The organism is Paenibacillus sp. EC2-1 (assembly GCF_049311625.1).
Classification (GTDB): domain Bacteria; phylum Bacillota; class Bacilli; order Paenibacillales; family Paenibacillaceae; genus Paenibacillus_AQ.
In genome coordinates this window covers 2450888-2471014 of sequence record NZ_CP186006.1, presented here as the reverse complement: position 1 = coordinate 2471014, position 20127 = coordinate 2450888, and the positions used below count along the sequence as shown (strand labels likewise).

At 41.3% G+C, this 20127-nt stretch carries 20 protein-coding genes and 1 riboswitch; of the genes, 5 read left to right on the top strand and 15 right to left on the bottom strand.

Annotation, left to right across the window (positions count from 1 at the left end; translation table 11 throughout):
* The first annotated feature begins 151 nt into the window (after window positions 1-151).
* From ACK8P5_RS11730 to ACK8P5_RS11720, 3 genes are all read left to right on the top strand, one after another.
* The gene (locus tag ACK8P5_RS11730; RefSeq protein ID WP_422661103.1) at window positions 152-733 is read left to right on the top strand and encodes a class I SAM-dependent methyltransferase; all 582 of its coding nucleotides are present in this window, start codon (window positions 152-154) and stop codon (window positions 731-733) included.
* 63 nt (window positions 734-796) lie between these two features.
* Window positions 797-1477, top strand: a complete 681-nt coding sequence (locus ACK8P5_RS11725) for a response regulator (RefSeq protein WP_422661102.1) — start codon at window positions 797-799, stop codon at window positions 1475-1477.
* 49 nt (window positions 1478-1526) lie between these two features.
* Window positions 1527-2588 (top strand): sensor histidine kinase, encoded by a 1062-nt coding sequence (locus ACK8P5_RS11720; protein ID WP_422661456.1) that lies wholly within the window; start codon window positions 1527-1529, stop codon window positions 2586-2588.
* A gap of 51 nt (window positions 2589-2639) precedes the next feature.
* Here ACK8P5_RS11720 and ACK8P5_RS11715 read toward each other — a convergent pair whose 3' ends face one another.
* The 3 genes from ACK8P5_RS11715 to ACK8P5_RS11705 all read right to left on the bottom strand — a co-directional run bounded on the left by ACK8P5_RS11715 (window position 2640) and on the right by ACK8P5_RS11705 (window position 6397).
* Entirely contained in the window at window positions 2640-4463 is a 1824-nt protein-coding gene (locus ACK8P5_RS11715; protein ID WP_422661101.1) for an APC family permease, read from the bottom strand.
* Between the two features lie 135 nt (window positions 4464-4598).
* Window positions 4599-4756: riboswitch (cyclic di-AMP (ydaO/yuaA leader) on the bottom strand.
* A gap of 332 nt (window positions 4757-5088) precedes the next feature.
* The gene (locus ACK8P5_RS11710) at window positions 5089-5955 is read right to left on the bottom strand and encodes a DUF4179 domain-containing protein (protein ID WP_422661100.1); all 867 of its coding nucleotides are present in this window, start codon (window positions 5953-5955) and stop codon (window positions 5089-5091) included.
* Window positions 5942-6397, bottom strand: coding sequence for a sigma-70 family RNA polymerase sigma factor (locus ACK8P5_RS11705; RefSeq protein WP_422661099.1), 456 nt, complete (start codon window positions 6395-6397; stop codon window positions 5942-5944). Before ACK8P5_RS11705 ends, ACK8P5_RS11710 begins: the two co-directional genes overlap by 14 nt.
* A 151-nt stretch (window positions 6398-6548) precedes the next feature.
* On the opposite strand from ACK8P5_RS11705, the gene ACK8P5_RS11700 reads away from it, so the two are divergent.
* Window positions 6549-7397 carry a stalk domain-containing protein gene (locus ACK8P5_RS11700; RefSeq protein ID WP_422661098.1) on the top strand — a complete coding sequence of 283 codons (849 nt, stop codon included), beginning with the start codon at window positions 6549-6551 and terminating at the stop codon, window positions 7395-7397.
* Window positions 7398-7485: 88 nt separating this feature from the next.
* Here ACK8P5_RS11700 and ACK8P5_RS11695 read toward each other — a convergent pair whose 3' ends face one another.
* From ACK8P5_RS11695 to glyA, 11 genes are all read right to left on the bottom strand, one after another.
* Window positions 7486-8445: an NAD(P)H-dependent flavin oxidoreductase gene (locus ACK8P5_RS11695; RefSeq protein ID WP_422661097.1), complete on the bottom strand. Its 960-nt coding sequence runs from the start codon at window positions 8443-8445 to the stop codon at window positions 7486-7488.
* A gap of 26 nt (window positions 8446-8471) precedes the next feature.
* Window positions 8472-9275 (bottom strand): energy-coupling factor transporter transmembrane component T family protein, encoded by an 804-nt coding sequence (locus ACK8P5_RS11690; protein WP_422661096.1) that lies wholly within the window; start codon window positions 9273-9275, stop codon window positions 8472-8474.
* Entirely contained in the window at window positions 9276-10124 is an 849-nt protein-coding gene (locus tag ACK8P5_RS11685; protein WP_422661095.1) for an ATP-binding cassette domain-containing protein, read from the bottom strand.
* A complete protein-coding gene (locus ACK8P5_RS11680; RefSeq protein WP_422661094.1) occupies window positions 10100-10909 on the bottom strand; it encodes an energy-coupling factor transporter ATPase in 810 nt (269 codons plus the stop codon). The genes ACK8P5_RS11685 and ACK8P5_RS11680 overlap by 25 nt, the downstream gene beginning before the upstream one ends.
* On the bottom strand, window positions 10910-11731 hold the full coding sequence (locus tag ACK8P5_RS11675) for an SDR family NAD(P)-dependent oxidoreductase (protein WP_422661093.1): 822 nt from the start codon (window positions 11729-11731) through the stop codon (window positions 10910-10912).
* Window positions 11728-12072 (bottom strand): MaoC family dehydratase, encoded by a 345-nt coding sequence (locus ACK8P5_RS11670; RefSeq protein ID WP_422661092.1) that lies wholly within the window; start codon window positions 12070-12072, stop codon window positions 11728-11730. The genes ACK8P5_RS11675 and ACK8P5_RS11670 overlap by 4 nt, the downstream gene beginning before the upstream one ends.
* Window positions 12069-12455, bottom strand: a complete 387-nt coding sequence (locus ACK8P5_RS11665) for an FAS1-like dehydratase domain-containing protein (RefSeq protein ID WP_422661091.1) — start codon at window positions 12453-12455, stop codon at window positions 12069-12071. Before ACK8P5_RS11665 ends, ACK8P5_RS11670 begins: the two co-directional genes overlap by 4 nt.
* Complete coding sequence (locus ACK8P5_RS11660) at window positions 12452-13603, bottom strand: thiolase family protein (RefSeq protein ID WP_422661090.1); 1152 nt, start codon at window positions 13601-13603, stop codon at window positions 12452-12454. Before ACK8P5_RS11660 ends, ACK8P5_RS11665 begins: the two co-directional genes overlap by 4 nt.
* On the bottom strand, window positions 13600-15081 hold the full coding sequence (locus ACK8P5_RS11655; RefSeq protein WP_422661089.1) for an AMP-binding protein: 1482 nt from the start codon (window positions 15079-15081) through the stop codon (window positions 13600-13602). The genes ACK8P5_RS11660 and ACK8P5_RS11655 overlap by 4 nt, the downstream gene beginning before the upstream one ends.
* A gap of 59 nt (window positions 15082-15140) precedes the next feature.
* Window positions 15141-15695, bottom strand: coding sequence for a biotin transporter BioY (locus ACK8P5_RS11650; RefSeq protein WP_422661088.1), 555 nt, complete (start codon window positions 15693-15695; stop codon window positions 15141-15143).
* A 350-nt stretch (window positions 15696-16045) separates the two neighbouring features.
* Entirely contained in the window at window positions 16046-17281 is a 1236-nt protein-coding gene (glyA, locus tag ACK8P5_RS11645; RefSeq protein ID WP_422661087.1) for a serine hydroxymethyltransferase, read from the bottom strand.
* Window positions 17282-17443: 162 nt separating this feature from the next.
* Between glyA and ACK8P5_RS11640 the strand changes: the two genes are divergently transcribed.
* Complete coding sequence (locus ACK8P5_RS11640) at window positions 17444-18874, top strand: PLP-dependent aminotransferase family protein (RefSeq protein ID WP_422661086.1); 1431 nt, start codon at window positions 17444-17446, stop codon at window positions 18872-18874.
* A 28-nt stretch (window positions 18875-18902) separates the two neighbouring features.
* Here the strand turns inward: ACK8P5_RS11640 and ACK8P5_RS11635 are convergent, their stop codons facing one another.
* Complete coding sequence (locus tag ACK8P5_RS11635) at window positions 18903-20120, bottom strand: acetylornithine transaminase (RefSeq protein ID WP_422661455.1); 1218 nt, start codon at window positions 20118-20120, stop codon at window positions 18903-18905.
* Between the last annotated feature and the right edge of the window lie 7 nt (window positions 20121-20127).

The following is a 20127-nucleotide window of genomic DNA, read 5'->3' as shown; positions in this document are numbered from 1 at the left end:
GCATTTTTAAGTATCTTCAGAATTTCTTTAGATTTATCCTCGCTAATTCCTCAGATTTTTTCGTTACTATTTTCATATCGAAAAAACAAAGATATCTGGCAATGTATCTTGGATCAATAATCGTGAATTCAAAAAAATGGAGGAATAGATAATGGGGGAAAAACAGTTGAATATCAGTGAATCTTTACTTTTTTTAGGGAAATTTCTCGAAAATCCACAACGAGTGGGGAGTGTTATACCCAGTTCTCGATTTCTAGCAGCTAAAATGGTTCAGTCCGTACCTTGGAATGAGGTAAAAGCGGTCGCAGAGCTCGGGTCAGGTACAGGTGCTATCACACGTTTCATAAAGACAGAGTTAACTGATTCAACAACAGTGTTATTGTTCGAAATGGATAAGAAAATGAGAACTGATTTAAAGACAAGTTACCCGGATTTCGTCTGTTATTCAAATGCTTGTCACTTAGTAAAAAAAATGAATCTTAATAACTTAGATCAGCTTGACTGTATTATTAGCGGATTACCTTTCTTTAATTTCGCCAGTGAAATGCGAGAAACTTTACTAAATCAGATTATAGAGGCACTAAAACCAGGTGGGATTTTTATCGCCTTTCAATACTCCCTTCAAATGAAAAAACAGTTTTCGGAAAAATTAATCATTGAAAAGATCGAGTTCGTACCCTTCAATTTCCCTCCTGCTTTTGTATATACCTGTCGCAAAAGGGAGACGCTTTAAATTAACTATGACACCTGAACTTAATACATTTTCGCTTATAGCTAAAAAAAGGAGCAATATATCATGTACACTGTGCTTGTGGTAGATGACGATGCAGAGATTCGTGATGTCATTCACGTATATTTGCGGAATGAAGGCTACCATGTCATTGAAGCAGCAGATGGTCTAGAAGCGCTAACGATAGTACAATCAACCTCTGTCCAGCTGATCATTCTGGATGTTATGATGCCCCGAATGGATGGTATTAAGGCTTGCCTTAAAATCAGGGAAGTTTCAAACACCCCGATTATCATGCTTTCAGCCAAGCAAGAAGATATTGATAAAATCACAGGTCTAACTACCGGAGCTGATGATTACATGATAAAACCATTTAATCCGTTAGAATTGCTTGCTCGAGTAAGAGCTCAAATGCGACGACAATCATTATTAGGTACAAAAAAATATAATTCTCTTATCCATATCAAAAATCTTGTTATTGATAAAACTAAACATTCCGTAAAGTTGAACGGTAAGGATATTTCATTAACCCCGTTGGAATTTGATATTCTAGTACTTCTTGCAAGCCATTCAGGGCAAGTATTCAGCACGGAACAAATTTACGAGAAGGTGTGGAAAGAACCCTACGGATATTCAGATAATACAGTGATGGTTCATGTCCGTAATTTACGAGAAAAAATAGAGGAATCTCCAAGAGAACCCCAGTATATCAAAACGGTTTGGGGAGTTGGATATAAAATTGACTAATCAAAAACTAAAAAAAACCAAAAAAATCCAGGTCAATATTTTAATCAGAATGGTATTCAGTTTTATTATTGCTATTGCGATAAATAATGTACTTATTTTACTAGTCTTAAGGGTTGGTAATGAAATGGAGTGGAATTGGTTTCTAAGCTACTTTCCTTATCTTATTACTCCCTTGTACATTGTTTTGTTTGTATTTACTTTCTTAGTTTTAACACGCCCTATAGTTAAAGATTTAATCAATCTGCAACGCGGTCTCCAAATTATATCGGGGGGTGATCTGAACTATCGGGTATCTGTTCATCGACAAGATGAACTCGGTCAGGTCGCGTCTAACATCAATTTGATGGCAGAACGATTACAACAGCAGATCAAAAAGGAACGTGAACTCGAAATCTCCAAGATGGAGATGATAACAAGCATCTCTCACGACTTACGTACCCCACTCACAAGTATAATTGGTTATATAGAGCTCTTGAGAACAAATTCATTCCAGAATACAGATGAATATACGCGTTTTGTTCAAAATACTTTTAACAAAACGATGCATATAAAAAAAATGCTTGATGATTTGTTTGAATATACCAGACTTACTTCGATCGAGTCCCACTTGGATCTAAAGCAGGTAGATGTCGTTCAACTTCTAGACCAATTACTTTTTGAATTTGAACCTCTCGCTCAAGAGAATGGCATTAATATTGTGAAGGAGATCGAAGATTATCCTATTATTATCCTCATTGACAGTGATAAAATCGCCAGAGCAATTGATAATTTACTTATGAACGCCCTAAAGTACTCTGTAAAGCCAGGAACTGTTCGTATTTTAATGATGACAGATAATAAACAGGTGACAATAGAGATTGAAAACAAAGGAAATTCACTCACGAAAGAACAAGAAGATAAACTCTTTGAGCGTTTCTATAAAGTTGATCATTCACGAAATAGCGATGGCATTCAAACAGGAGCTGGATTAGGGCTTTCTATTGCTAGAAATATACTTGAGTTGCACGGAGGAACCCTGACATTCAAATTATTAAATAATATTTATAAATTCACTCTTACTTTGCCATTCGAAACCAAAAGTATCTCCAGTATTCAGCCTACAGCACAATAAATATGAAATAGCTCTGACCCCTATTTAGGTCAGAGCTGAAACATATATCATCTATTTTTTTAAGTGATATGGAACCGTCGTAACAATGACATCCTTCCGATATAGCAAGTATGCACGAATCATAAGACTGGTTTGGTTATGAAGTAGATTTTGCCAGCCTTTTTTAGGAATGAATTGAGGAATAACGACTGTTACTTGATATTGAGATTCAGCCGCTTTACGCTGCACAGTATCAATAAATTTACCTAATGGATGAATAATACTCCGGTATGGAGAATTTATCGTCACAAGCCTAACATCGGGTCTCCACTTCTTCCACTTTTCTTCGAATCGAGTTAACTCTTCTCTTTCAAACGGAATGTAGAGTGCAATAACTTGGTCAGCTGATAAAGACTTCGCATAGTTTAATGAATGCTCAACGACATGAGTTATTCCTGACACCGGTAGAATAACAACATTACCTTTGATTTCAACCGATGGTTCACAAGTTGTGATGCGCAGTTGTTCACCAACAGCATCATAATGCTTCTTAATTCGATAGAACAGATACACGATGACCGGTAAGAATATAAAGAATGGCCATACCTGAGCAAACTTAGTCATGAAGAACATTAGGAATACCGTTAAACTGATCACGGCACCTATTGTATTAATTAATAGTTTTGGCATAAAGCCTTCCGGTTTCTCGCGAATCCATTTCAACATCATCCCTGTCTGAGAAAGTGTGAATGGTATAAATACACCCACTGCGTATAAGGGAATGAGGTGCTCGGTTTGACCATGGAAAGCAATAATCAGCAGTATGGATAAGAAGCCGAGAATCATAATACCGTTTGAATATCCTAACCGATCTCCCCGTGCGGTAAACATTCTGGGAATAAATTTATCCTTAGCTAGATTAACTGCAAGAAGTGGAAATGCTGAATAGCCTGTGTTGGCAGCAAGGATAAGAATAAGTGCTGTAGTTCCCTGGATAAAGAAGTACATAAAATTACGTCCAAAAGTCTGATTGGCTATTTGAGATACGACGGTCTCCTGCGCTGTGGGTGCTATCCCATAATAATAGGCAAGGAATACAATCCCTGAGAATAATACAGCTAATAGGATTCCCATGGCCATTAGTGTTCTTGCTGCATTTTTAGGTGCAGGGTCTTTAAAGTTAGGAATTGCATTGGAAATCGCTTCAACGCCTGTGAGTGCCGAACTTCCTGAGGCGAATGCCTTTAAAAGTAAAAACAAACTAATTCCAGCAACTGGCGTACCGATCGGAGCATGTAAATCTGGAGAAACATGCCCCGTGAATATATTGTACATACCCACCACAATCAAAATAAATAATGCAAATACGAATAAATAGACAGGGTATGCTAACACCGTAGCAGATTCGGTTACTCCACGGAGATTTAGAATTGTGATCAGTATGACAAATGCAACAGCTATACTCACCGTATGTTCATGGAGTGCTGGAAATGCCGAAGTCAATGCATCTGTTCCTGCTGAGACGCTGACCGCTACAGTCAAAACATAATCCACGAGTAAAGAACCCCCGGCAACAAGTCCAGGGAGAACTCCTAGATTTTGCTTAGATACAACATACGCTCCACCACCGTGCGGATAAGCATAAATGATCTGACGATAAGAAAGTATCAAGGCCGTTAGTAGAACCAATACTCCGATCCCAATAGGTATTGAATACCAAAGAGCTGCTCCACTTATTGTAATGAGAACAAGTAGGATTTGTTCAGGACCATATGCCACGGATGATAAAGCATCCGAGGATAGAATGGCTAGTGCTTTTTTCTTGTTAAGTTTTTGTTCTCCTAACTCGTTCGATTTCAATGGTCGACCTATCAAAAGTCTTTTTAATGCTGCCATCGTTAGTTCACCGCCAGTGGATAAAATTAAAGGAATGGATGTGTCTTACGGCGTCCCGTATCAGCATTTAGGCACATCAAAAAAGCCACAGGAAAGTTGGACTTTCCCGTGACTTGAAGAAACAAAGTTCACGACAAATCCTCTTTCATAACGCTTACGAGGTTAGCTGACGGATTCGGGATCGAAAGTATCCCTACACTTAGTAACTAGCCAAGTGATTCACCCCTGAGATGAGATTAGCCTCATCTTAATGGTTCCCCCGCTTCTGATTAAGAATTCAGCGATCTAGGACTATTCAATGTTGCTTCCAAACTGGAATCACATTCAAGATTATGAATGAATCTTACTCCCATCCCGTACTTACTGTAAAGATCCAAAGAGACACAAATCGGTTTAAAAATGCCGGATATAATTTCATGATACCGATTACAAAGGCTCAACACCCTTATTATCGTGAATTATCTCGATTTCGCTCTTGTTATTACAGAAAAAAAGAGCAGACGCATTTAGGTCTGCTCTTTTCTTTTATGAATGATCTGATTTTGAGCCAATAAGGCGACTTAATGTGGACTAAACACGAACGCTAGGTGCCTATTCTCCATATAGGATCAACTTTTAAGAACTCTCATTTTATTTTAAGCTCAATTACAGGCTCTTCAGGTTCCTGTACTGTTGTTTTTGATCTGTTGAGTTCAGGAGATAACTTCATAACGATTGATTGGGGCTCATCCAGCATATTGCTGCCGAATACATACTGCATCCCGTCCTCAGTTCCGCCTCCTGAGATACTAGGCGCTTTGTACATTTTCCCTTCAGCCGTTTCTGAGACAATTTCATGGTGATTAAGCATTTCGCTAATTGAAGTTCTAGTTTTAAAATTATTTGTTTTCCCAGGATTATATACGAATGTAGCTCTTGTCATCAGCGGAGAAACTTCAACCTTGGATAACAACACTTGATGATCGCCAAGCATGAACGATTGATCCGGTTTATATATCTCCGTCTTGGTTAAAGAAAATTTCGGGTCCAAGTCGAACTCTACCTTTATTCGCTCTGAATAGTTCATCTCTGAACGGATCGTGCCTGTCTTGGGATCAGAAAGCTTACCGGGATCAACGGAGGCAATTTGGAAATCGACTTCAATACGATTCGGTAAAGGCTTACTACGATCAAGTTCTAACGTTGAACGCCCCTGCCAGCTCTGACCTTCCAAGCCACCAATTTTCGACGTATTCCCTAGATAACGACCTGTTTGTATGTCTGTCATGCGAACACTGTTCACATCATATATTTCCTGAGTCGAATCTGATGTAGCCGTATACAACAAGATTAACTTGTTCTCGTCTGCAGTAACGGCATCGATGGTAATCTGGTAAGGTCCTGATTTCGCCGACTTGTTGATCACCTGTATATAGTCATTTCGTATCGCAGACTCCAATGTACCTCCATCAATATCGTAGGCGGCCATACTCTTAAACTTAAATCGCAGCAATCTCTGATAATGTCATGTCATTGTAGTATTTTAGAAGCAGCACATGGCGATACTTGGGTTTTACCTTTTTCAGAAGAGACCATATCACAAGTCTGTCATGATTGAATCCTTCAAAAACATGTTCATGAGTGGCTTTTTCCAACTCTTCATCAGGCAACAGTACTGCCCGTTTACGTCGTCTCTGTTCATCAATACAAACATAGATCAAGATACGAATGATCCAAGCTTTAAATGCCTTCTTATCTTTTAATGTTGAATACTTAACCCATGCTCGGCAAGTCATCTCCTGCACGGCTTCGAGGGCATCATGCCGATTGCGCAAGTAACTATATGCAATACTGATCAGTGTATCTTGGTGTTCTATAATGGACTGGTAAAAATCGGTCTCTTCATCCGTTCCTGCCAGCACCACCTTTTTCATCTCGGCTTGGGAGCCCATCATGATCTCCTCTCTTTTTCCTTTCTCTATAAAACGTTCTATGAATGAAGACGAGCAAACACGTAAAACAGTTTTTTTATTTGAATTTAATAACTCATGGGTGTAATGTACAACTAAGATATTGGATAAGTTTAGTAATCATAGGAGGGGTTATGTGTTTAAACGAGTTACTTTAAAGTTGGCTGCGATCGTTTTACTGATGGTACCCGTGCTTTCATCTCCGGTTTATGCGGCGAAACAAGATGCTAACATAGACCATGGGCTCATACTCAATAATCGTGTCTTCATTCCATTACGAGCTGTCTCTGAACAATTGAATATACCTGTGAAGTGGTATCAGAACGAAAAGACCATATCCTTACAAAAAGATGATACTAAAATTCTACTAGCGACAAACGTTAATCGAGGAATTGTGCTTACTCCATCTGTCTCTGAAGATCTTGAATACGACCTTAAATATATTGAGACTGACTCTCCGGCTCAGATTATTGATGGCTCTACTTATGTCCCGCTTCGATTTATAAGTCAGTCACTAGGTGCAAATGTGACTTGGAATCAACAATCCAAAGAAGCCCATCTTACATTGGATGGATTGCAAATTGTGGTGAACATCAAGCAACCAACCTATGAACCCGTCCAAAAAATTACTGGCACTCGACTGCAGCAACTATCTCAGAAATTGAATGAAGCAGCAGACCTATCGTTAATTAAAAATATAAATTCTCATTTCAAAGCATCTTTTACGGATTATTTCATTGATTCCATTATGAAGAATAACGAATTAAGATCGACGGATTTAAACCAAGAACCTCCAGTAACCACTGTTAATTATACAAGTAAGAATTCCGCTATCTGGATACAATCTACGGTACTCGGTCCCACTTTAACTGGTGATCAGGATTATGTAGAGGATCAAATCTGTAATTTGATCTATATCAATGGAGTATGGAAAGTGAATAGCGTCGATTTCAAGTTACGGCTAATCCCTTATTTGGTTCAATAGTGATACAAATCAATTAAAAAATAGACAGCTATCAGCTGTCTATTTTTTTAACGAGAAATGTTTTTTTATAAAGATTCCCTTTTAATGTCTAACTTCCCCACTCTCTTCGAATACGCTCAGCTTCTTTAACCATTCTGTTTATCAACTCAGATACGGTTGGGATATCGTGTATCATGCCTGTGACTTGGCCTGCCCAACCAAAACCTTCATTCTTATTGCCATCACAGATCCAGCGTTTGTTGGATTCGCCACTAATATAATCTTTTAGAGCTTCGTATGTTGGTGAGACTTGCTCGATTTCAAGGATTCTTTCAGCATACTCACTTCGTAATACTCTGGCAGGAGAATGGATTGAGCGTTTTATGACGACCGTGTCCCTTTCCGAACTCTCTATTAGCGCCTCTTTATAGGAATTAGAAGCATCAACACATTCCTGCGTAGCAATAAATCGCGTACCCATTACAATTCCCTCTGCACCAAGTGCGTGAGCAGCCATCCATCCTCGACCGTCTCCGATCCCCCCTGAAGCTAGAACAGGTATTGATACGGCATCAACAACCTGAGGAACGAGTACCATGGTTCCAACATCGTCACGCCCCAGATGTCCTCCACCCTCTTGTCCCACCACGATTACTGCAGATGCTCCTAATTGTTCAGCTTTTTGTGCCTGTCTCGTTGAAGAAACAAGCACCAGTGCATGTATATTAGTAGGTTCAAGTCTCTTTAAAATCTCGGTAGGATTTCCGCCGGTGATCGTTACTACAGGTATTTCCTCTTCAATCGCAACCTCAACTCGATCCATATAGGAAACACCATGCATGCCAATTGCAAAGTTCACACCAAAAGACTTGTCTGTCAATTGCCGTGCACGTTGAATTTCTTGACGAAGAGCCTCTTCATTCGGAAGACTCATAGCTGTGATCTGTCCAAGTCCACCCGCATTCGAAACGGCAGCAGCCAGATCTGAATAACCTAAATAAGCCAATCCTCCTTGAATGATTGGATATTTAATATGCAATAATTCAGTAATACGAGTATTCCATTTCATCTTGTGCTCCTCCGCTATAAGATCGTTCAGATCCCAATTGAGTTTAATACGATTGGAATCAATGCAACTACTATGGCTATTCCACCAGCTCGATAATCTAGGTTCTGAAATTCCAATTGTTCAAAGCGAGTTCTTCCTTTGCCGTTACCATAAGCACGTGCATCAATAGCGTAGGTCAGTTGTTCAGCACGCTGAATGGTTGTAAACAGTAGTGGCACTATAATCGGGATATACGCTAACAAGCGCTTAGGTAGCGATAAACTTGTTATGTCTACGCCTCTGGCCTTTTGCGCGAGGAGTATACGATCTAGCTCCTGCTGAATTGTTGGAATAAACCGGATCGCAATAACAATCATTAACGAAAACTGCTCCACAGGAATCTTCAGCTTTGATAGTGGTGACAGCAATTTTTCAAGACCATGAGCGAGTGTTAGCGGTTTTGTTGTTAATGTTAGAATGGAAGTTAACAAGACCAGTAATACAATACGCCAGACGAATTGAATCCCATTACGTAGGCCTTCCCTCGTTAGTTCAATGAATGACCAAGACCAAATGACTGTTCCTTTCGTGAAGATCACGTGATATAGAAATGTAAAGGATAAAATCAATACAATAGGCTTGATACCTCTCCAGATCACGCGAGCCGGAATCTTCGATAACATCAACAAACCAGTAACAACAAGGGTAGCAATCACATAGCTTAAGCTAGAGTCTAGCATCAGAAAGCTCAGCATAATCATAGCGATGCCAATGAGTTTTGTCCTAGGGTCCAGTCGGTGAAATATAGAATGCGTCTCTATGTATTGACCTATTAATACGGTATTAGCCATTTAGACGCTCCTTGTATTCCAGATTGACATGATTGCATTCATAATATCTTCTTCTCTACAGCTTGCCACTTGAATCCTAACGCCTGATAATTCCTCTACCAACTTTAATAGCTGTATAGATTCTGGCAGTGATAAACCAAGTTCTTCTAATAATTGAGATTTCTCTATAAAAATAGTGTTAGTATCATAGTGCCCCATGATCTCTCCACCTTGAAATACGATGACCTCGTCAGAGTACTCTGCAACATCTTCCATCTGGTGTGACACGAAGATAAGGGTTCGATTGTCTTGTTGCTGCCAATTTTTTAATAACCGCAACATAGCTACACGACTGACCGGATCAAGTCCCGCTGTTGGTTCATCCACGATCAGTACTTTCGGGTCCATCATGAACACAGAGGCGATTGCTAGCCGTCGCTTCTGTCCTCCACTTAATTGAAATGGCGGTAATGGAAGGATCTCTTCTGATAGACCTACTTGAGGCAAAATCGACTGAATTCTCTCCATGATCTGATTACTTGTGTATCCATGTTGTTTCGGTGCAAAGGCGAGCTCCTTATGGACCGTTGTTTCAAACAGCTGATGCTCTGGATATTGAAATACAAATCCGATATCAGGAATAACCTTTAGTTGCCCTTTCGTGTCTCTAGTAACGGGCTGATGATCAATCAGATATTCCCCTTCAATGTCGGCAATCAATCCCTTCAACACTTTAGCAAATGTAGACTTGCCTGCACCAGTCTGCCCGATAACAGATATCCACTTTCCTTCTTGAATGGTGCAGCTTACTTCGTGCAAGGCTGTATGACCAGAATAATGAACACTTATTTTGTTGAGTTGGTAGACCATTGTGAGCCAATCATCTCCTTCCAATCCGCATTCAGTGGTGCTTGGAGTTGCAGCTTTTGATGGAGCTTCACGGCAAAAGGCAATTGTAATTGATAATTAGTAGCATTCGTCGTTTCAAAGAAAGTTAGCGGATCACCATCATATTCGAGTTTCCCCTGATGAATAAGAAGCATACGCTCAGCGGATAGCACTTCCTCCATATGATGTGTGATGTATACGATGGTCATGCCCTGCTGGTGCAGCTCATGCATAATCGAAATGACCTGCTCTCTTCCCTTGGGATCAAGCATGGAGGTTGCCTCATCGAAGATGATCATCTGTGGGCGCATAGCCAGAATAGCCGCAATGGCTACCCTCTGCTTCTGACCACCAGAAAGTTCATGAGGCATCGCTTCTAAATAACCCTCCATATAAACAGCTTTCAATGCATGATGGAGACGATCGAGCATTTCTTCCCTTGGCACTCGAATATTCTCGAGCCCAAACAATATCTCATCCATTACGGTTGTCGTAATGAATTGATCTTCTGGGTTTTGAAAAACAAGACCGATCTGTTCATGTAGTTGGATCAGATCCTCCGGACTTGAGGTGTTAAGATTGTTAAACTGTACGCTACCTCCCTTCGGAAGTACCAGTCCATCCATCAGCTTTGCAATGGTAGACTTACCACAACCGTTCGCACCAACAATCGCTATGAACTCACCTGATTCGATGGTGAAACTGATATTTTCTAACACAGGCTGGCCCTTTTTATAATAAAAATCAACTTGATTAAATGTAAGCATTTATGTACTTCCCTTCTGTTCTAACCATGTAGCGAAGAATGCGTCAATATTGTTTTCGGAAAAGACAGGCTGAGGCTTTTGCCACTTCGTTACCTTAGAGCCGTTCACACCAAATATTTCACCCGTTAACTCTGGATGGGGCTGTGCAAGTAGAGATAACACGAAGTGAGCAATATCCTCTGCTTCTCCGACCCGCCAAAATTCTGGAAATGGCTCATTCAGCCGATCATACTTCTGCTTTAGGTGGTTGATAACAGGCTCCGTCATATCCGTTAAAGCTGCTGGTGAAATGCCATTTACCCTGATCTGATGTTTCTTTAATTCAGCTGCTAGTGTCCACACGATGCCGAGTACTCCCGCTTTCGCCGCACTGTAATTCATCTGCCCAATCGAACCTATTAATCCAGCCGTAGAAGTCATCAGAATGATGTCTCCTCCATTGTTCAGCATGTGCGGCAAAACGCGATTTATCATATAAAATGCGCCATTAAGATGCGTGTCCATTACAGACTTCCACTCTTCATCAGTCATGCGAAGACATTGTTGATCCTGTAAATTACCGGCATTATGAATTAGAACGTCAATGCGTCCATATTCAGCTGTAACCGCATCTATCATATCAGTAACTAGATTAGGATCACTAACATCGGTACAGAACCCCATCGCACCCCCATTCGCTTCATGAATTTCATGTACGACTTGATTGATTAGTGTTTGATTGGTCCCGTTCACAACAACCTCATAACCGGAATGTGCTAGATTCACCGCAATACTGCGCCCGATGCCCCTCGTTGATCCTGTGATGATCGCTACTTCTTTCATGACTGCCTCTCTTTCACTGACATCGTCCCGGATGCAATCATTTCTCCATCCTCTCCAGTAACCTTCACTAAAATATAGTCAGCTGCCACTTCAAATTCAAATTCCACTTCCGACTCAACATAAAGTGGATTTGAAAATCTCAGTTCATACGATGTGATCCATTGTTCAGGATGTGCTTGAATATATAGGGATTGTGCTAATCCCATGATATACATCCCATGTGCAATAGGCCGTTTGAATCCAGCACATGCTGCAGCTTCAGCATCAAGATGAATGTCTGCTGCATCTTTAGAAGCCGATGCATACTGCTGGATGGATTCAAACGATATTCGTTTCTTCAATGCTCATCACCTACCCGAATTAACACCGTTTCAGCTGTGAAAATAAGCTGACCACCGCATCTACCAGTCAGAGTATGGGTTAACAATGTCAGTATCCCTTTCCCTTTACTCCCTGATTTTCGTTCAACCTTCGTTAATGCTAACTCACAGTCTAAGAGCATTCCTGCCATAAGTGGTGCTTCATATGCAAATGACTGCGAACCGTGAATCAAAGATTCACTCCGAACCAGCCATGGAATATCAAACTCTTGCCAGAAAATAATGGGCATTGTCGCAGGGGCCATCATTTTCCCTTCTATGTTCTGCAGGGGGGCTTCGATACTGCGTGCATATAGAGTAATCCACTCTGTTGTAACATGAAGTTGATGCCAAATCCTGTTCATTCCACGGCCTCTACAAGTGTCGCTATTCCTATACCACCACCAATACCTAGCGTAGCAAGACCTCTCTTATAAGGGTTACATAGCATTTCAGCACATAGACGTGTTACTAAAATAGCCCCAGATGCACCGTATGGATGACCAATAGCGAGTGCACCGCCTCCTAAGTTCACCTTCTCCTCTGGAATCTGAAGCTGATTCAGTGATGCCAATACTTGTGAGGCAAATGCTTCGTTAAATTCCACGATGTCAAGATCATCCACGGACAGCTGGTTACGACTAAGCAACTTTTGAACAGCAGGAACGGGACCCATACCAAGCACATTTGGATCAACTCCAACTGCTTGAGCATCCACGATACGTAGAATAGGCTTTAGCCTATACTCCTCACATTTTTCACGAGACATGATTAATACTAGAGCAGCCCCATCATTGATCGGACAGGCATTACCCGCCGTTATCGTCCCTTGTTCCAAGAAGATCGGCCTGAGTTGCTGCAGCTTATTAAAGCTCGTATTGGCTCTTGGACATTCATCGTTCGTTATCCACTCATTATGGACATGAAGAGGTACAATTTCCTGTAGAAACCGCCCCGTTGTCTGTGCATGTATCGCTTTTTGATGACTTTTTAAAGCATATCGATCCTGCTCTTCTCTCGATATATTGTATCTATGAGCTACATTCTCTGCGGCAATACCCATTTCCGGATCGCCATAACTGCTTGGGGTGAAATGAGCCCGAGTATATAGCTTAGGTAAACCCATTAATGTGTGGGGCTTTTCCATTTTCCATGGTGCGCGACTTGTACTTTCCACACCACCTGCTAAGTAGATCTCGCCTGCACCGCTTTGTATAAGTCGCGTCGCTATGTTAATAGCCTCTAAGCCTGAACCACATTGCCGATCAATCGTAACGCCCGGAACAGAGACAGGCAATCCTGCTTCAAGTGCCGCAACTCTTGCAATATTTCCACCTGGGCCCACAACATTACCGATGATGACATCATCAATCGATTCTGGAGGTAATTTCGTTTCAGCTACAATATGCTTGATAAGTGGCGATAATAAGCTTTCTGGTTCAAGCTGACTTAGAACGCCTCCCATTCTGCCAATAGGTGTACGTTTTGCCATAACAATCACCGCTTCTGTCATAAGATCACTCTCTTCATGTATTCTTTCATCGCTTGGCGAGCTATCTTCCCACTGCTCGTGTAAATGAACTCCTCTACCGTGACCAGCTGTTTAGGTGCTTTGAAACTTGCTAAATGCTGACGACTATATTGTTTAATTTCTTCTATAGATAACCGATTTGCTCCTGTCCATTTCACAAGTGCCGTAACCTGATCTCCCCAATAAGGATCGGGCATACCTAGTACCATGACTTCATGAATTTCCGGAAGCTGTAGCAGTACAGACTCTACTTCCTCTGGGAATACATTAAGTCCACCGGTCACCATCCTATTTTTAGATCGTCCTGCTAAATACAAGTAACCATCCTCGTCCAGATATACATAATCTCCAAGGATCAGCCAACCGTCTTTGAACACTTCATTCGTTTCTTTAGGTAAATGATAATAGCCGCAGAACATCATCTCACTACGTATGTAGAGCTGCCCAGCAACCATAGTGGGTACTTCCTTACCATATTCATCCCGGACTGATATCTCTACCCCTGAAAAGGGCTTGCCAATGGAATTCATTTTCAACTCGTCATTAACATTCAAATAACTAATGTAACTTGATTCGGATGAGCCGTAATATTCATACATTTTTGCACATTTAAATACTTCCTTACTCCTTTGCTTGGAACCTTCCGTCCACTTTCCACCTGAACTAATGATGGCTTGAACTTGAGTCTTCCCAGGGATCGCCTGCTCCAGCATGGACTCAATCATCGTCGGTACGACGAACAAGATCATATTAGGAAACTTTTCGCACAGGTCAAGAACTTCTCTTGCACTGAAGTGTTGTATCATGTGAAAGGTCGAGCCACTACTCAGGCTCTGCATTAGTGCGAATAACGATAAGGAATGAACAAGTGGACCTGGTGCAGTCATGTGCTCGATGTGGTCTAGTTCAAATGCTTCGCTTGTCGCTGCAAAGCTTCTAATCCATGATGCGTGAGTACGCATAAACCCTTTGGGCGTACCTGTTGTTCCTGATGTAAAACCAATGAATAATAATTCATTCGTATCATCCATCGTAGCTTCCGGTTTTAGAGAATCAATCCATTGATCATAGGAACCTTCCTCTTTATCCCTAAAAGTTAGAACTTTTGTTTCTCTAGCCTGAAAGACTAGATTCTTAACGAATCTAGTCTCCGTAAACATCATTTTTGGCTTACACTCTTGAATAATCGTATTTATTTCTTTACTACTCCATTTCGGATCTAAGGGAACCGGTACACATCCTGCATAAACAGCCCCAAGAAATACTTCCACAAATTCAATACGATTCATCGACAAAATAGCGACTTTATCTTGAATGAGTCCATACTGGAGTAGTCCCTGTGCGATTCGTTTCATCCTCTGTACTAATTCCGAATACGTTCGGCTCTCTCTACCATGAGATAAGGCTATATGGTCCGGCTTCTGGGATGCATATTTCAGAAATGATTCAACTAGATTCATCTTTTTATCACACCTATGTACTGATTTAAGTTGAACTGCTTGATTTGCTTAATTATGAATTATCCGTTGTTTACTCTCTCTTCAATCGGGCTAACAGATTTCAATTGTGAAGCAATAATAGCTGCAATAACTGCCTTAATACAGTCTCCCGGCAAGAAAGCTGTCGCTCCCACAAGTCCTGCCCAGATGGATGTACCTGTGATCAGAGCCATAACCGGAGCTCCGATTAAACTGATCAGTAATACACCGAATACGAAGTTGATGATGATCATTTTCCAGATGGTTAACTTTGGCCATATCTTCTCTGTTGCATATCCGATACAGAATACGGCCACTGGCCAGCTAAGGAGATATCCAACCGTTGGTGATACGAATACGGATGGCCCCCCTCGTCCACCAGATAATAGAGGTAAGCCAATCGCAATTAATATGATAAATAAAACGATACTGATCGTACCTGTCTTTTTCCCTAAAAAGCATCCCGCTAACATAACGCCTAACGTTTGTACAGTAATAGGTACGGGGATAAAACCTAGTGGAATGGGTGGAATCAAACCAAGCACCCCAATGAATGCTGCAAATAAAGCTGCAAATACCATTTCTTTTGTTTTCACTTTTTGTCCTCCATTACTTTGTTTCAAGTTTAGAATTTACTAGAGTCGACATCTATGTATGAATAAATAATATCCTGATAATCTTTTATTGTAAACCAAAAAAATATATTTAAGGTTAACAATCATATAGTTTGAATGGATTACATTGAATTTGAAGGGTTTTCACATAAATAAAAATACGGATGGCTTACGGGATTAAATCCCGCAAGCCATCCGTAAAATACAGTTCGTCAACCATTCTTAATTGAGATACAGTTTGATATTTTTAACCTTCTTTTCGACAAACAGAACTTACTCAAGGTAAATGATCTTGTTACGATTCGGTGTTGGTACCCTTGTTGTTCGTACTCCTATTCATACAAAGGAAATTGTGTCGTGATCTCACGTACCCTTCCCAATATTTGATCTTTAACGTTTGAACTCTTCGAATTTTTTAAAGCAAGTCCAATAAGCTGGGCAATTTCTTTCATTTCCTTCGGTCCCAATCCTCTAGTTGTCATCGCAGGAGTTCCAAAGCGAATACCACTCGTTACTAATGGACTTGCCGTGTCATGAGGTATTGCATTTTTATTAGCCGTGATCCCCACTTCATCAAGTATAGTTTCAGCTTCTTTACCCGTGAGTCCAATCGAACGCAAATCCACTAAAACAATATGATTATCGGTTCCACCCGATACAATAGTTAACCCTTCATTTGTTAGTGATTCTGCAAAAACCTTAGCATTTTCAAGCGTTTTTTCTATATAAACTTTAAATTCTGGTTGCAGCGCTTCGCCTAATGCAACTGCTTTTGCTGCGATGATGTGCATAAGCGGACCTCCCTGTGATCCGGGGAATATCGCTTTATCAATGGCTTGTTCCCATGGTTTTTGGCATATGATGATACCACCTCTTGGTCCTCGTAACGTTTTATGCGTTGTCGTCGTAACGAAGTGTGCATGGGGCACAGGATTAGGGTGCAAACCTGCCGCAACAATTCCCGCAATATGTGCCATATCCACAAAGAATAGAGCCCCAACTTCGGCAGCAATTTGGGCGAACACCTCAAACTCAATCGTACGTGGATACGCACTTGCGCCTGCAACGATCATACGTGGATGATGCTTATGAGCGAGCTTGCGCACTTGGTCAAAGTCAATACGCCCGGTTCGTTCGTCAACACCATAAGGAATAAAATTGTACAATCTTCCTGAAAAATTCACAGGGCTCCCGTGTGTAAGATGGCCGCCATGGGATAAATTCATGCCCAAAATCGTGTCACCTGGTTTAACCGAAGCGAAATAAACCGCCATATTCGCCTGTGCTCCAGAGTGAGGTTGTACATTCGCATGTTCAGCACCAAAAAGTTCGTTAACTCGGTGAATAGCAAGTTCCTCAATTCTATCGATATACTTACATCCCCCATAATATCTTCTTCTTGGATACCCTTCCGCATATTTGTTGGTCAGCACGGTAGCAGATGCCTCCATAACAGCAGGGCTTACAAAATTCTCCGATGCAATCAGTTCGATATGATCTCGCTGCCGCGTTAGCTCTTGGCCTATAACATTAGCCACAGGTTTGTCATATAATTCTAAATATTTCATGAACATCTTCCTTTCCATCCGAACATTTGTTATCTCATTCTTTTGTGTTGCAGATGCAATGATTGTCATGATAGTATATCAACCATTGGATTCTTCTTACATATCCATTAATATGAGTTTAGTTCAGTCCATAACCACTACAAAACCACTAGAGGTGAGTGAATGCTAACTGTTAACCGAGATGACAAACGACCCATATGGCAGCAACTTCTAGACCAAGCAATCCATAATATCACAACTGGAAAATGGCCACCGGGAGAATTGCTGATCCCGTCCCGTGAACTTGCTCAGTTAATTGGTGTTTCGCGTTCAACCATACAAATTGTTTATGAGGAGTTATTCAGTCGAGGGTACACTGTAACCTCTCGTCGAGGTGGAACAAGAGTTAGCGAAGGGGCATATGCGACTTCGCCATCAGAGAATATTCGCACACATGGCCCCCTTCCTCCTGAATTGCCAATATTAAACTCTGCCATTGGCCATTTACATCGTTGGTTCGGAAACAAAGATCTTCAACAAGCAGAGATCAATTTCAGTCCACATGAGCCTTACATAGATGAACTATTTCAAAAGAATTGGAGACAATCATTTTTAAAAGCCTCCACAGAAACAGATCTCGATCATTGGGCATATGGCAATGCCTATGGATACATACCGCTACGAGAACAGATTCAACGTTATTTATCACTTGAACGGGGTATTCATGTGGAACTCGATCAAATCATATTAACCTCGGGCGCGCAACATAGTATTGATTTAATTGCCCAAGCTCTTTTACATGAAGGAGAAACGGTTTCGGTTGAAGATCCGGGCTTCCCTGCTGCTTGGATGGCATTAAACTATCGACGTATGCAAGTTGTATCCGTTCCGGTTGACGAGTACGGGCTATGTGTAGAACATATTCACCCTGCGTCCAAACTCGTGTTCGTTACACCATCCCACCAATGTGCGGTTGGCGTCATTATGTCGGAACCTCGCAGACAACAATTGTTACACTTAGCTTCTCAGAATCGGTTCTGGATTGTTGAGGATGATTACGATAGCGAATTTAGATATCGCGGCGACCCTCTTCCAACCTTGTTCAGCAAGTCACCCCAGAACACTTTATATATGATGAGTTTCTCCAAAATGGTTGCCCCTGGTATTCGGTTATCAGCAATCATTGGTCCTAAAGTGGCCATTCGTCAAATTGCGCAAGTCCATGAATTAACTTATCGTCATCTTCCGATTATGGAGCAAATAACGCTAACTCATTTCATGGAACATGGCCATTTCATGCGTCATATGAGACGAGTTCGAAATATATATCGTCGCAGACACGAGACGATGACGAAAGCCATCGTTTCGGCAGGTCTGAGCGAGCACTTTACGCTAAGTGGTGTAGAAACGGGGCTGCATATGCTTCTTGAAGCTGATAAATCATTTGACGAAGTAGAGGTCACGGACTTAGCATTGGAAAAGGGAGTACGCGTTTATCCTCTTAGCATGTATTGTTTAGAAAGTGATCGAAAAGGATGGGTACTGGGTTTTGCTAAAGTAGATGAAATGGCCATTAAGGAAGGCATTGATCGTCTGGCGGAGTTGCTTCTATAAACAGAGGCTTCTCCGCAAGGGTCGTCTATTAATTTGTGATACCTTCCAGTTCTCTCAGTACATTACTTAATATAAGGACCGCTTGATCTATTTCATCATTGGTTATGTATAAGCTTGGCATAAATCGGATGACGTGCGTTCCTCCGGACAAGACAAGTAGCCTGTTCTGATGTAACTTTTGAATGATTGGAGTAACCGGTTCCGTAATCTCGATACCGATGAGCAGTCCTAACCCCCGAATCGCACGTATAATCGGAAATTGTTTCAATTCATTTTCCAGTTTATCTTGGGCATATGCACCCGCCTTCTTTGCTCGTTCAATTAATCCGTGTTCCATCAATGTTTCAATGGTAGCAAGCCCCGCGACTGTAGAAAGAGGTGATCCGCCGAACGTGGATGCATGGCTCCCTTCTGAAAAAGCCTCCCTAAGTTTTTCCTTTCCCATCATAGCTCCAATTGGAAGTCCGCTCGCCAGCCCCTTTGCCAGTGTAATGATATCCGGCTCGATTCCATAATGCTCGTAGGCAAACATACTTCCCGTTCTTCCTATTCCGGTTTGCACTTCATCGACAATCAGAAGGATTCCCTTATCTTTACATAACTTTGCTAGTTCTTGTACGAATTCTGGTTCAGAAAGATGAACACCGCTCTCTCCCTGCACCAGTTCTAACATGATCGCAGCTGTTTTCCCTGTGATCTTGCTTCTTACACTCTGGATATCATTATAACGCGCATATAAAAACCCCTTAGGAAGTGGATAATATCCGTCCTTTACCTTCTCCTGTCCTGTAGCTGTCAAGGTAGCCAGTGTACGACCATGGAAAGATTGTTCAAACGTAATAATCTCATATCGTTCATTTCCATGTACACGTTGGTGGTACCTACGCGCACATTTGAAAGCTGCTTCGTTTGCTTCAGCACCGCTATTACAGAAAAAAACGAGATCCGCACAACTGATGGTCACAAGTTTCTCAGCAAGATCTTCCTGCGCCTTGATATGAAATAAATTAGATACATGCCATACTTGCTCCAATTGCTCCTGAATCCGTAACTTTACTCGATCTGGAACGTGCCCCAAGTTACATACGGCGAGGCCAGACATACAATCCAAATAAGATTTCCCTTCATCATCCCACAGGGTTGTTTTACTTCCTTTCACAAGTGTGATCGGGAATTTATTGTAGGTAGGAAATAAGTAACTTTTTTTCAGCGTAAACACCACTCTTTCTGATACACTACGTCTCATATTGTTT

Bases quoted from the DNA above. Each gene is read 5' to 3' on its own strand.
- ACK8P5_RS11715 (WP_422661101.1), bottom strand. From the start codon at position 4,463: ATGGCAGCATTAAAAAGACTTTTGATAGGTCGACCATTGAAATCGAAC.
- ACK8P5_RS11720 (WP_422661456.1), top strand. From the start codon at position 1,527: ATGGTATTCAGTTTTATTATTGCTATTGCGATAAATAATGTACTTATT.
- ACK8P5_RS11640 (WP_422661086.1), top strand. From the start codon at position 17,444: ATGCTAACTGTTAACCGAGATGACAAACGACCCATATGGCAGCAACTT.
- ACK8P5_RS11665 (WP_422661091.1), bottom strand. From the start codon at position 12,455: ATGAACAGGATTTGGCATCAACTTCATGTTACAACAGAGTGGATTACT.
- glyA (WP_422661087.1), bottom strand. From the start codon at position 17,281: ATGAAATATTTAGAATTATATGACAAACCTGTGGCTAATGTTATAGGC.
- ACK8P5_RS11635 (WP_422661455.1), bottom strand. From the start codon at position 20,120: ATGAGACGTAGTGTATCAGAAAGAGTGGTGTTTACGCTGAAAAAAAGT.
- ACK8P5_RS11730 (WP_422661103.1), top strand. From the start codon at position 152: ATGGGGGAAAAACAGTTGAATATCAGTGAATCTTTACTTTTTTTAGGG.
- ACK8P5_RS11705 (WP_422661099.1), bottom strand. From the start codon at position 6,397: ATGATGGGCTCCCAAGCCGAGATGAAAAAGGTGGTGCTGGCAGGAACG.
- ACK8P5_RS11655 (WP_422661089.1), bottom strand. From the start codon at position 15,081: ATGAATCTAGTTGAATCATTTCTGAAATATGCATCCCAGAAGCCGGAC.
- ACK8P5_RS11695 (WP_422661097.1), bottom strand. From the start codon at position 8,445: ATGAAATGGAATACTCGTATTACTGAATTATTGCATATTAAATATCCA.
- ACK8P5_RS11685 (WP_422661095.1), bottom strand. From the start codon at position 10,124: ATGGTCTACCAACTCAACAAAATAAGTGTTCATTATTCTGGTCATACA.
- ACK8P5_RS11690 (WP_422661096.1), bottom strand. From the start codon at position 9,275: ATGGCTAATACCGTATTAATAGGTCAATACATAGAGACGCATTCTATA.
- ACK8P5_RS11680 (WP_422661094.1), bottom strand. From the start codon at position 10,909: ATGCTTACATTTAATCAAGTTGATTTTTATTATAAAAAGGGCCAGCCT.
- ACK8P5_RS11660 (WP_422661090.1), bottom strand. From the start codon at position 13,603: ATGACAGAAGCGGTGATTGTTATGGCAAAACGTACACCTATTGGCAGA.
- ACK8P5_RS11675 (WP_422661093.1), bottom strand. From the start codon at position 11,731: ATGAAAGAAGTAGCGATCATCACAGGATCAACGAGGGGCATCGGGCGC.
- ACK8P5_RS11725 (WP_422661102.1), top strand. From the start codon at position 797: ATGTACACTGTGCTTGTGGTAGATGACGATGCAGAGATTCGTGATGTC.